Annotated in this window: 11 protein-coding genes; 8 read left to right on the top strand and 3 right to left on the bottom strand. The window is 53.5% G+C overall.

What is annotated here, in order from left to right; all coding sequences use genetic code 11:
* Window positions 1–112: 112 nt before the first annotated feature.
* The 3 genes from fnr to uspE all read left to right on the top strand — a co-directional run bounded on the left by fnr (window position 113) and on the right by uspE (window position 2,255).
* Window positions 113–865 (top strand): fumarate/nitrate reduction transcriptional regulator Fnr, encoded by a 753-nt coding sequence (gene fnr, locus AC2FAP_RS04650; RefSeq protein WP_014070017.1) that lies wholly within the window; start codon window positions 113–115, stop codon window positions 863–865.
* A gap of 176 nt (window positions 866–1,041) precedes the next feature.
* The gene (locus tag AC2FAP_RS04645) at window positions 1,042–1,194 is read left to right on the top strand and encodes a hypothetical protein (protein ID WP_223398027.1); all 153 of its coding nucleotides are present in this window, start codon (window positions 1,042–1,044) and stop codon (window positions 1,192–1,194) included.
* 110 nt (window positions 1,195–1,304) lie between these two features.
* Window positions 1,305–2,255, top strand: coding sequence for a universal stress protein UspE (uspE, locus tag AC2FAP_RS04640; RefSeq protein WP_449541597.1), 951 nt, complete (start codon window positions 1,305–1,307; stop codon window positions 2,253–2,255).
* 50 nt (window positions 2,256–2,305) lie between these two features.
* Here uspE and pntB read toward each other — a convergent pair whose 3' ends face one another.
* Both pntB and pntA read right to left on the bottom strand, forming a co-directional pair.
* On the bottom strand, window positions 2,306–3,694 hold the full coding sequence (gene pntB / locus AC2FAP_RS04635) for a Re/Si-specific NAD(P)(+) transhydrogenase subunit beta (protein WP_025204333.1): 1,389 nt from the start codon (window positions 3,692–3,694) through the stop codon (window positions 2,306–2,308).
* A 10-nt stretch (window positions 3,695–3,704) separates the two neighbouring features.
* Window positions 3,705–5,234 carry a Re/Si-specific NAD(P)(+) transhydrogenase subunit alpha gene (gene pntA / locus AC2FAP_RS04630; RefSeq protein WP_449541596.1) on the bottom strand — a complete coding sequence of 510 codons (1,530 nt, stop codon included), beginning with the start codon at window positions 5,232–5,234 and terminating at the stop codon, window positions 3,705–3,707.
* 535 nt (window positions 5,235–5,769) lie between these two features.
* Here pntA and ydgH point away from each other — a divergent pair.
* The 3 genes from ydgH to folM all read left to right on the top strand — a co-directional run bounded on the left by ydgH (window position 5,770) and on the right by folM (window position 9,044).
* On the top strand, window positions 5,770–6,714 hold the full coding sequence (gene ydgH, locus AC2FAP_RS04625) for a DUF1471 family protein YdgH (protein ID WP_020884309.1): 945 nt from the start codon (window positions 5,770–5,772) through the stop codon (window positions 6,712–6,714).
* Window positions 6,715–6,899: 185 nt separating this feature from the next.
* Window positions 6,900–8,282 (top strand): amino acid permease, encoded by a 1,383-nt coding sequence (locus tag AC2FAP_RS04620; protein ID WP_020884310.1) that lies wholly within the window; start codon window positions 6,900–6,902, stop codon window positions 8,280–8,282.
* Between the two features lie 39 nt (window positions 8,283–8,321).
* The gene (gene folM, locus AC2FAP_RS04615; protein WP_284942329.1) at window positions 8,322–9,044 is read left to right on the top strand and encodes a dihydromonapterin reductase; all 723 of its coding nucleotides are present in this window, start codon (window positions 8,322–8,324) and stop codon (window positions 9,042–9,044) included.
* Here the strand turns inward: folM and AC2FAP_RS04610 are convergent.
* Window positions 9,041–9,376: a GlpM family protein gene (locus tag AC2FAP_RS04610; RefSeq protein WP_025204336.1), complete on the bottom strand. Its 336-nt coding sequence runs from the start codon at window positions 9,374–9,376 to the stop codon at window positions 9,041–9,043. The two genes, folM and AC2FAP_RS04610, sit on opposite strands and share 4 nt — an antisense overlap.
* A gap of 128 nt (window positions 9,377–9,504) precedes the next feature.
* Here AC2FAP_RS04610 and rstA point away from each other — a divergent pair, with 128 nt between their 5' ends.
* Both rstA and rstB read left to right on the top strand, forming a co-directional pair.
* Complete coding sequence (gene rstA, locus AC2FAP_RS04605) at window positions 9,505–10,221, top strand: two-component system response regulator RstA (protein ID WP_025204337.1); 717 nt, start codon at window positions 9,505–9,507, stop codon at window positions 10,219–10,221.
* A 485-nt stretch (window positions 10,222–10,706) separates the two neighbouring features.
* Window positions 10,707–12,005, top strand: a complete 1,299-nt coding sequence (gene rstB / locus AC2FAP_RS04600) for a two-component system sensor histidine kinase RstB (protein ID WP_059306021.1) — start codon at window positions 10,707–10,709, stop codon at window positions 12,003–12,005.
* Window positions 12,006–12,053 lie beyond the last annotated feature (48 nt).

Below are 12,053 nucleotides of genomic sequence, written 5' to 3'. Positions count from 1 at the left end.
GAAGATGGCAACAGGTTGCCGTCTCTTGTCCTTATTGATGGTTTGGCAGGCTTACGTACTTACCAAAAAGATGTTAAAATTGACCAATATCAATTAAGGCTTGAGCAAACCTATGATCCCGGAAAAGCGAATTATACGACGCATTCAGTCTGGCGGTTGTGCTATCCATTGCCAGGATTGCAGCATCAGCCAGCTCTGTATCCCGTTTACTCTGAATGAGCATGAACTCGATCAGCTTGATAATATCATCGAGCGCAAAAAGCCTATTCAGAAAGGGCAGACGCTGTTTAAAGCGGGAGACGAACTGAAATCGCTCTATGCTATCCGTTCTGGCACCATCAAAAGCTACACCATCACTGAACAGGGTGATGAGCAGATCACCGGCTTCCATCTGGCGGGTGACCTGGTTGGCTTTGATGCCATCGGTACTGGCCATCACCCGAGCTTTGCTCAGGCGCTGGAAACCTCAATGGTTTGCGAAATCCCGTTTGAAACGCTGGACGATCTCTCAGGTAAAATGCCCAATCTGCGTCAGCAGATGATGCGTCTGATGAGCGGTGAGATCAAAGGCGATCAGGACATGATTCTGCTGCTTTCTAAAAAGAATGCAGAAGAACGCCTGGCCGCGTTTATCTATAACCTCTCACGCCGCTTCGCGGAGCGCGGTTTTTCCCCGCGTGAATTCCGTCTGACCATGACGCGTGGCGATATCGGTAACTACCTGGGCCTGACCGTGGAAACCATCAGCCGCCTGCTGGGTCGTTTCCAGAAAAGCGGAATGCTGGCCGTTAAGGGTAAATACATTACCATCGAAAACGGTGAAGCTCTGGCCGTTCTTGCCGGTCACTCCCGCAACGTGGCATAACGCCCCCGCATGATTGATGCCAGACCGATAAATTTTTATGATTTATTGGTCTGGTACGTCACCACTTCCGTTTCACCACGTTTCCCTGGCACCGCCCCACTCAGTCCCTGAAAGGTTCTTGTTGAGGTTATGAATTGAGAGAAAGTTTATTTTTCGTTTCAGTCGTTATCGCCTCAGTGACCTTCATATTCATCTGGATCATGCTTGTCGGGCCAATGAAGGGTGAAGAAAAAACCTACGTACAGGATTCAACGACGTTTGCGATTGCGGTGATGGTACTGCTGCTGATTGCCTTTATCGCGGTAACGACAACGGTTCTTTTTCTGTGACAGATTTTCATGATTTATTGATCTGACAAAAACTTCCCCCCTGTTTCATTCAAGATATATAGGTTACTCTTTTAATTACAGACTGTGGTGACAGTAGTAAGGAGACCTGTATGGCAAAGTATCAAAACATGCTGGTGGCTATCGATCCTAACCAGGACGATCAGCCGGCATTACGACGTGCTGTGTATCTACATCAACGGATTGGTGGCAAAATCAAAGCGTTTTTGCCGATCTATGACTTCTCATATGAGATGACCACCCTTCTGTCGCCTGACGAACGCACCGCAATGCGTCAGGGAGTGATCAGCCAGCGTACGGCGTGGATCCGTGAACAGGCCAAATATTACCTGGAAGCGGGTGTTCCTATCGATATTAAAGTGGTCTGGCATAACCGACCTTTCGAAGCCATTATCCAGGAAGTGGTCGCCGGTGGGCACGACCTGTTGCTGAAAATGACGCACCAGCACGACAAGCTGGAATCCGTGATCTTTACCCCTACCGACTGGCACTTGCTGCGTAAATGCCCTTGCCCGGTGTGGATGGTAAAAGACCAGCCGTGGCCAGAAGGCGGCAAGGCCGTCGTGGCAGTCAACCTGGCGAGCGAGGAGGATTATCACAATTCGCTCAATGAAAAGCTGGTCAAGGAGACGATCCAGCTTGCCGAGCAGGTTAACCACACTGAAGTCCATCTGGTGGGCGCTTACCCGGTAACACCGATTAATATTGCCATCGAGCTGCCTGAATTTGACCCGAGCGTGTATAACGATGCGATCCGGGGGCAGCACCTGCTGGCCATGAAGGCGTTACGTCAGAAATTCAGCATCGATGAGAAAATGACACATGTGGAAAAAGGGTTGCCTGAAGAGGTGATCCCGGATTTAGCAGAACATCTGCAGGCGGGGATTGTGGTACTGGGTACCATTGGCCGGACCGGTATTTCTGCCGCGTTCCTGGGCAATACCGCCGAACAGGTGATCGACCATCTGCGCTGTGACCTGCTGGTCATCAAGCCGGATGAGTATCAGACACCGGTTGAACTGGACGACCCGGAAGACGACTAAGTTCAGACATAAAAAAACCGCCGTTTCCGGCGGTTTTTTTTGTCGCTGATTTACAGCGATTTCAGAATCGCATCGACACTGGCTTTTGCATCGCCAAACAGCATGTGCGTGTTCTCTTTGAAGAACAGCGGGTTCTGAACCCCTGCATAACCGGTGTTCATGGAACGTTTGAAGACAATCACGTTCTGCGCCTTCCACACTTCCAGAACCGGCATACCGGCGATTGGGCTACGCGGATCGTCCTGCGCCGCCGGGTTAACGGTGTCGTTGGCACCAATAACCAGGACGGTGTCGGTATCGGTGAAATCATCGTTGATCTCATCCATCTCCAGCACGATGTCGTAAGGCACTTTCGCTTCCGCCAGCAGCACGTTCATGTGGCCTGGCAGACGCCCCGCTACCGGGTGAATGCCAAAGCGAACCTTGATACCACGCGCACGCAGCTTCTCGGTGATCTCCGCAACCGGATACTGAGCCTGCGCCACCGCCATGCCGTAGCCTGGGGTAATGATGACCGAGTGTGAGTTTTTCAGCATCTCTGCGGTATCTTCCGCGGTGATCTCACGGTGCTCACCCACTTCTTCGTCAGAACCGGTTGAGGAGCCGTCAGAACCAAAGCCACCCGCGATAACGCTGATAAACGAACGGTTCATCGCCTTACACATGATGTAAGACAGGATCGCACCAGAAGAACCGACCAGCGCACCGGTGACGATCAACAGGTCGTTGCTCAGCATGAAGCCTGCTGCTGCCGCGGCCCAACCGGAGTAGGAGTTCAGCATGGAGACAACCACTGGCATATCGGCACCACCAATGGAGGCCACCAGGTGCCAGCCAAAGGCCAGAGCAATCAGGGTCATCACCAGTAACGCCAGCACCTGCAGGCCCACGCTTTCAGTGCGCACGAAGACCACCAGCAGCACAAAGGACACGACCAGCGCCGCCAGGTTCAGCTTGTGACGGTTTGGCAGCATCAGCGGTTTAGAAGAGATCTTACCGCGCAGTTTGCCGAACGCGACAATTGAGCCGGTGAAGGTCACCGCACCAATGAAGATGCCGAGGAACACTTCCGTCAGATGGATATTGACCAGAATCGGTTCCAGACCGGGTGTGTGGTACAGGTAGCTGTTGAAGCCCACCAGCACCGCCGCCAGCCCCACAAAGCTGTGCAGAATGGCCACCAGCTCCGGCATCTCGGTCATTTCAACGCGTTTCGCCAGGCGAATACCAATCGCGCCACCGATGATCATCGCCACCAGGATCCATGCAACGTTGCCGGTGTCCGGCCCGAAGATGGTGGCAATCAGCGCAATCGCCATCCCGGCGATACCAAAGTTATTTCCCTGCTGAGACGTTTCGTGTTTGGAAAGTCCCGCCAGACTGAAAATAAACAGGATTGCAGCAACAATGTATGCGGCTGTGACTAATCCTCCAGACATATGCTACCCCTTAGCCTTTACGAAACATTTTCAGCATGCGCTGAGTCACGGTGAACCCACCGAAAATATTGATACTGGCGATCAGCACCGCGATAAAGCTCAGGAAGCTTACCCAGCCGCCGTGGCCAATCTGCAGCAGCGCCCCGACCACGATAATCCCGGAGATGGCGTTAGTGACCGACATCAGTGGCGTATGCAGCGCATGGGAGACATTCCACACGACGTAGTACCCCACCACACACGAGAGCGCGAAGACGGTAAAGTGGCCGAGGAATTCTTTCGGCGCGACATCTGCCAGCCAGCCAAACAGAATAATGACCAGCGCCATGATCGCGTACTTGCGCCACGGAGAAGCCGGTTTAGCTGGCTCTTTAGGCTCAGGCGCCGCTTTCGGTGCCGCCTGAGGCTGCGCGGACACCTGAATCGGTGGCGCAGGCCAGGTGATTTCGCCTTCACGCACCACCGTTACGCCACGCACAACAACATCGTCAAAATCAACGGTGATGTTGCCGTCTTTCTCTTTGCAGAGCAATTTCAGCAGGTTAACAAGGTTGGTACCGTACAGCTGAGAAGACTGGGTTGGCAGACGGCCCGGCAAATCGGTATACCCGATCACCTTCACGCCGTTAGTAGTTGTGATCACCTGATTTGGCACGGTGTATTCACAGTTGCCACCGTTCTGCGACGCCAGGTCCACAATCACGCTGCCCGACTTCATGGCGTCAACCATCTCACGGGTAATCAGCTTCGGCGCGGGTTTACCGGGGATAAGCGCGGTAGTGACAATGATGTCGACATCTTTGGCCTGCGCGGCGAAGAGTTCCATTTCCGCTTTGATAAAGGCTTCGGACATGACCTTCGCGTAACCGTCACCGCTGCCCGCTTCTTCCTTGAAGTCCAGCTCAAGGAATTCGGCACCCATACTTTGTACTTGTTCTTTTACTTCAGGACGGGTGTCAAAAGCGCGTACGATAGCGCCCAGGCTGTTTGCCGCGCCGATAGCCGCAAGACCCGCCACGCCCGCGCCAATCACCATCACTTTCGCCGGAGGCACTTTCCCTGCCGCGGTGATCTGACCGGTAAAGAAGCGACCAAACTCATGCGCCGCCTCAACAATCGCGCGGTAACCGGCGATATTCGCCATGGAACTTAAGGCATCCAGCGACTGCGCGCGCGAAATACGCGGCACGGAGTCCATGGCCATCACGGTCACGCCACGTGCTGCCAGCTTCTCCATCAACTCAGGATTCTGTGCAGGCCAGATGAAGCTCACCAGCGTCGTGCCAGGATTAAGCAGTTCAATCTCGCTCTCTTCCGGCGCATTAACCTTGAGAATAACGGGCGACTGCCAGACTTCAGCACCGTCCACCACTTCCGCGCCAGCCTGAATAAAGGCCTCGTCATCGAAACTCGCCAGTTTGCCCGCGCCGCGTTCAACTGCGACGGTAAAACCCAGTTTAAGCAGTTGCTCCACCGTTTTCGGTGTTGCCGCTACGCGGGTTTCATTGGCTAACCGTTCTTTTGGTACCCCAATACGCATAGTTTTCCCTTCCATCGGTTTTTGATGATGGTTTGTCGATAAATGCCCGCGGTTTGTATCAACTTTCGCCAGCAGGACAGCGACGACATATGATTAACCCCAGAAAATAAAACAGTAACAAACTTTCTATAACCTACTGAAAATAACGCCCGTGATCTACCGCCAGAAAACACTATTTCTTACTTTATCTGTGAAAAATAAGTGATCTGCGTCGCTGACAGTGATATTTACCTTAAATTCATCGCTGAGACCGATAAATAGCGCAAGCGAAGCGGTAAAAACATGATATAGCGCCATTAGAGAACAACTTATTAACATTAAATTAACTTGTAAAAGTCATAAGCTTTATCAGTTTTGCTTGTCAGACGCCTGTTTTTTCAACATATCACTAAATGTTATCAAATCAGATGATTCAGTGAGCACAGGCTGTGAAAAATGGCGCAGACAGCGACGGGTTTTAAATGCCATAATCGGGACCGTCTCAAATTAACAACAATACCAGTACATGGTTTGCGCAAGGCGAAGGATTATTTTTATGAAGCTTAAGAACACACTCCTGGCGTCCGCACTTCTCTCCGCGACCGCCCTGTCTGCGAATGCCGCGACAGAGTTAACGCCGGAGCAAGCGGCAGCGTTAAAACCTTTTGACCATACGGTCATTGTGGGTCGTTATAATTCTATTGGCGATGCCGTCGCCGCCGCATCAAAAGCCGCCGATAAAAACGGTGCGGCCTCGTTTTACGTTGTTGATCAGTCTGACTCCGGCAACAGCGGTAACCAGCGCGTGACCATTGCGCTGTATAAAGACAATGCGCCGAAAGCTGACGCACCGAAAAACCGCGTGATTAACGGCGTCGTTGAATTACCGAAAGATCAGGCGATTGAGCTGGAACCTTATGACACCGTCACCGTGCAGGGCTTCTATCGCAGCCAGCCTGAAGTGAATGATGCCATCACCAAAGCCGCAAAAGAAAAAGGCGCGTACTCTTTCTTTATCGTGCGTCAGGTCGATGCTAACCAGGGTGGCAACCAGCGCATTACCGCGTTCATCTATAAAGAAGATGCGAAAAAACGCGTTCTGCAAAGCCCGGACGCCATCCCTGCTGATTCCGAAGCGGGTCGTGCGGCGATAGCGAAAGGCGGCGAAGAAGCGAAGAAAGTGGAAATTCCAGGCGTAGCCACCTCTGCCGCACCAAGCGCTGAAGTGGGCCGTTTCTTCGAAACGCAATCCACCAAAGGTGGCCGTTACTCCGTTACCCTGCCAGACGGAACCAAAATTGAAGAGCTGAACAAAGCCACTGCAGCGCAGATGGTGCCGTTCGACAGCATTAAATTTACCGGCAACTACGGCAACATGACGGAAGTCTCTTATCAGGTCGCGAAACGTGCGGCGAAGAAAGGGGCGAAGTATTACCACATCACCCGCCAGTGGCAGGAACGTGGTAACAACGTGACCATCAGCGCCGACCTGTACAAGTAACAGAACGGTTGACCCGAGGCGGCGCAATGCCGCCTTTTTTGTTACTTTTTTTTGAAATTCGGCCCCACGTCATTGCATGCTTTCGTGACACTCCGTAAAATCCCGCGCCTTAGTGTGATCCACCATTTTTATGCGCCTGTGCGAAATAATTATTCTGGATTTGGACCTTTCATAACAGGAAGCCAATGGAAAAGAAACTAGGCCTGAGTGCTTTGACTGCACTCGTTTTGAGCTCAATGCTGGGTGCGGGCGTGTTCAGCTTACCGCAGAATATGGCGGCGGTCGCCAGCCCTGCCGCACTGCTTATAGGGTGGGGCATCACGGGGGCCGGGATTTTGCTGCTGGCGTTCGCAATGCTGCTGCTGACCCGCATCCGCCCGGATCTGGATGGGGGGATTTTCACTTACGCCCGTGAAGGTTTCGGCGAACTGATTGGCTTCTGTTCCGCATGGGGCTACTGGCTATGTGCGGTCATCGCAAACGTCTCCTACCTGGTGATCGTCTTTTCGGCGCTCAGTTTCTTTACCGATACCCCTGAACTGCGGTTCTTTGGCGACGGCAATACCTGGCAGTCCATTGTGGGCGCCTCGGTACTGCTGTGGGTTGTTCACTGGCTGATTCTACGTGGCGTACAGACGGCGGCCAGCATTAACCTGGTGGCAACCCTGGCCAAACTGGTTCCGCTCGGCCTGTTTATCGTGCTGGCCTTTATGGCGTTCCGTCTCGATGTGTTCAGTCTCGATTTCAGCGGTGTCGCGCTGGGCGTACCGGTCTGGGAGCAGGTCAAAAACACCATGCTGATCACCCTGTGGGTCTTCATCGGTGTTGAAGGGGCCGTCGTGGTCTCTGCCCGGGCGCGGAATAAGCGCGATGTGGGTCGCGCCACGCTGCTGGCGGTACTGGCGGCGCTGGGCGTGTATCTGATGGTGACGCTGCTGTCGCTGGGTGTGGTCGCGCGTCCTGAACTGGCCGAAATGCGTAACCCGTCGATGGCGGGCCTGATGGTGAAAATGTTCGGACCGTGGGGTGACGTGGTGATTGCCGCGGGGCTGATTATCTCCGTGTGCGGCGCGTACCTGAGCTGGACCATTATGGCGGCAGAAGTGCCGTTTCTGGCCGCAACGCACAAAGCATTTCCACGCCTGTTTGCTCGTCAAAATAAAAACAGCGCGCCGTCGGCCTCACTCTGGCTGACCAACATCAGCGTTCAGGTCTGTCTGGTGCTGATCTGGCTCACAGGTTCAGACTATAACACTCTGCTGACCATCGCCTCGGAGATGATTCTGGTACCCTATTTCTTAGTAGGTGCGTATCTGTTAAAAATCGCCACACGTCCGGCGCACTATGTGGTGGGTGTCGGAGCCTGTATTTACGGCCTGTGGTTGTTGTATGCTTCCGGGCCTATGCATCTGCTGCTGTCGGTGGTGTTGTATGCACCGGGTCTGCTGGTGTTTATCTACGCCCGCCGCACGCATCAGTTAGAGAACGCGCTTAGACGCCGTGAGATGGCCTTAATCGGGCTGTTACTGGTTGCTGCCGTACCGGCAACCTGGATGTTAATGGGATAGAATCGCCTTTCCCATTGTTGAACTGAAAAGGAGAACACGATGGGAAACGCGCAGCAACGCCCAATACTGATTACTGGTGGAGGCCGTCGTATCGGCCTCGCCCTTGCCCATCACTTTCTCAATCTTCGCCATCCGGTCATCATCAGTTACCGCAGCGAATATCCCTCGATTGAGGGGCTACGCAAAGCCGGTGCGATCTGCATTCAGGCCGATTTCTCAACCGATGACGGTATTCTGGCCTTCGCTGAAAAAGTAAAATCTACCACCCCCGGGCTGCGCGCCATTATCCATAATGCCAGCGCCTGGCTTCCCGAAAAATCCGGTACGCCACTCAGCGATACGCTCTCCTGCATGCTGCAGATCCACGTCAATGCGCCCTATCTGCTGAACCATGCCCTGCTCGACCTGTTGCGCGGTCACGGACATGCGGCGGGTGATATTATTCATTTCACCGATTACGTCGTGGAGCGCGGCAGCGACAAGCACATCGCCTATGCGGCCAGTAAAGCCGCACTCGATAACATGACGCGCTCGTTCGCCCGTAAACTTGCCCCTGAAGTTAAGGTGAACGCCATCGCCCCGGCGATGATTTTATTCAACGAAGACGATGATGCGGAGTATCGCCAGCAGGCGCTAAATAAATCGCTGATGAAAATTGCGCCAGGTGAAAAAGAGGTTATCGATCTTATCGATTATCTGCTCACCAGTTGCTACGTCACTGGCAGAACCTTTGCCGTGGACGGCGGTCGACCGCTGCGCTAGTGAAAGCGGCTCCAGAAGAAGATCAGCACCCAGGCGCTGAGCCCCCAGCAGACAACGGCCCCGCTCAGCGCCAGGGGAAGTCGCATAAAACCGGTGAAGTACCAGAGCGAAAGCAGATAGAGAAAATAAGGGATGATCGACCACATCCCGAACACGATAGTCGTACGCAATGCTTCCGTGCCTCGTTCTGAGGCGACAATATAGTGCGCTATTAACGCAAAGGTCGGGAAGAGTGGGATCAGCCCGGCAATATAATAATTCCTGGTTTTAGCCAGAACACCAATCAGTAACACCACCAGCGCACCCAACGCGGCTTTTATCACCAGCCCCATCTTTTTCCCTATAACAATCAAATAACATTATGAGCCAGAATAACGGAACTGGCGTTAATTATGAAAGATTAATGGAACGTTAAGGTTGTGCGGTGTATGTTGGCTTTTTTCGCGATAACAGACGTTGTATGAATAAGATTGTTTATGTTGAAGACGAGCCCGAAGTGGGGCAATTGATCGCCGCCTATCTGGGTAAGCATGATATGGACGTCATTGTTGAGCCTCGTGGCGATCGTGCCGAAGAGGTGGTCTTACGTGAAAACCCGGACCTGGTGCTGCTGGACATTATGCTGCCCGGCAAAGATGGCATGACGGTCTGCCGCGATCTGCGCGCCCGGTGGGAGGGCCCTATCGTGCTGCTGACCTCGCTGGACAGCGACATGAACCATATTTTGTCACTCGAAATGGGTGCCAATGACTACATTCTGAAAACCACGCCCCCTGCCGTCCTCCTTGCTCGTCTGCGCCTTCATTTACGCCAGCGTGCCAGCGTTGAACGTGAAGCGCCTGCTCAGTCGCTGACCCCGCACAAAGCGATGCGTTTTGGTACCTTGTCTATTGATCCGATTAACCGTCAGGTTCTGCTTTCTGGCGAGCTTATCGCCCTTTCCACCGCAGATTTTGACCTGCTCTGGGAACTGGCAACCCACGCCGGGCAGATCATGGACCGCGATGCATTACTGAAAAACCTGCGCGGCGTCAGCTACGACGGAATGGATCGCAGCGTTGACGTGGCTATTTCGCGCCTGCGTAAAAAACTGCAGGATAATGCCACTGAGCCGTACCGCATTAAAACCGTGCGTAACAAGGGCTATCTGTTCGCGCCTCACGCCTGGGAAACCTGATGCCGGTTCCCCGAACGACACCGTTTAAAACATTACGCAGACGAGGTCTGACAGTTGCATAAAATAAGAACACTCAGCCTGATCTGCTGTTTTGGGTTAACCGGGTGCGTTGTCGCAGATATGGATTCAAGTCATTATGACTATGTTCCGTATATTCAGACTATCCAGAATCCCAGGACCCCGGGCCATACCAATGTGCAACAACGCCGTGAGGATTTGTACGCCTGCGGCGTTGATCGAAAGTATTCGCTCAATTCATGGGACGAAAACTTCAGTCGTAACCGCCTGCTGCCGGGCGAAACGATAGAACAGCAGGATTCCAGGATCCAAAAAATAGAAGACTGTATGAAATCAAAAGGGTACGTTCTGTGGGATTACTCACAATGCGGGCCCCGTAAAAAACCGAGCGGTATGTGTAACTAGTTTGGGTTTGCGTGTTTGTCTTCGACGCAGGTTGTTAACGTATTGATTTTCGGTGAGATTGAATGAAAAAGCTGTTCGTACAGTTTTATCTCCTGCTGTTTGTCTGCTTCCTGGTGATGACCATGCTGGTTGGGCTGGTCTATAAATTCACCGCCGAACGTGCGGGCAGGCAGTCACTGGATGATTTAATGAAAAGCTCGCTCTACCTGATGCGCAGCGAGCTGCGAGAGATCCCGCCACACGACTGGGCCAAGACCTTAAAAGAGCTGGATCTGAACCTGTCGTTTGATCTGCGCATCGAGCCGATGAAGGATTTCGATTTAGAGCCACCCGCCATGCAGCGACTGCGTGACGGGGACATTGTGGCGCTGGATGAGAAATATACCTTTATCCAGCGCATTCCACGGAGCCATTACGTTCTGGCCGTGGGGCCGGTACCTTATCTCTATTATCTGCACCAGATGCGCCTGCTGGACCTTGCCCTGCTGGCTTTCATTGCCATTTCGCTCGCGTTCCCGGTCTTTATCTGGATGAGGCCACACTGGCAGGACATGCTGAAACTGGAATCTGCTGCGCAACGTTTTGGTGACGGACATTTTACCGAGCGCATTCACTTCGACAGCGGTTCCAGCTTCGAGCGTCTTGGCGTGGCGTTTAACCAGATGGCCGATAACATCAATGCGCTGATTATCAGTAAAAAACAACTCATTGACGGAATTGCTCACGAGCTGCGTACGCCGCTGGTACGCCTGCGCTATCGGCTGGAGATGAGCGAAAACCTGACGGAGGCCGAGTCTCAGGCGCTGAACCGCGACATTGGTCAGCTTGAGGGCCTCATTGAGGAGCTCCTGACCTACGCGCGCCTCGATCGCCCGCAAAACGAACTGAACCTCAGTACACCGGACCTGCCCGGCTGGTTACAAACCCATATCGATGATGTCCAGAGCGTAAACCCGCAACGCACGCTACTGACACGCGTCACGCCCGGCGATTATGGCGCACTGGATATGCGTCTGATGGAACGCGTGCTGGATAATCTGATGAACAACGCCATGCGTTATAGCGAGAGCACGCTGCAGATTGGCTTAGATTTACAGGGTAGTCAGGCCTGTCTGACGGTTGAGGACGACGGACCGGGCATCGCCCCGGAAGCGCGTGAAACGGTGTTTGAGCCGTTTGTACGCCTCGACCCCAGCCGCGATCGTGCCACGGGGGGGTGTGGGCTCGGGCTGGCAATTGTCTACTCCATCGCGCAGGCGATGGGCGGCACGGTGCATTGTGAAGAGAGCGCACTCGGCGGCGCGCGCTTCTGCTTTAGCTGGCCGGTATATCACAACATTACCCTTCCCGTCCCTGCCTGACCTTTATCGCACGCTGGCCTGACCCGGCGTGCTGTGCTATATGATAAG

The organism is Enterobacter cloacae complex sp. 394I7, assembly GCF_057320345.1.
The sequence above is the reverse complement of the archived record's forward strand: the minus strand, read 5'-3'. Positions and strand labels throughout refer to the sequence as shown.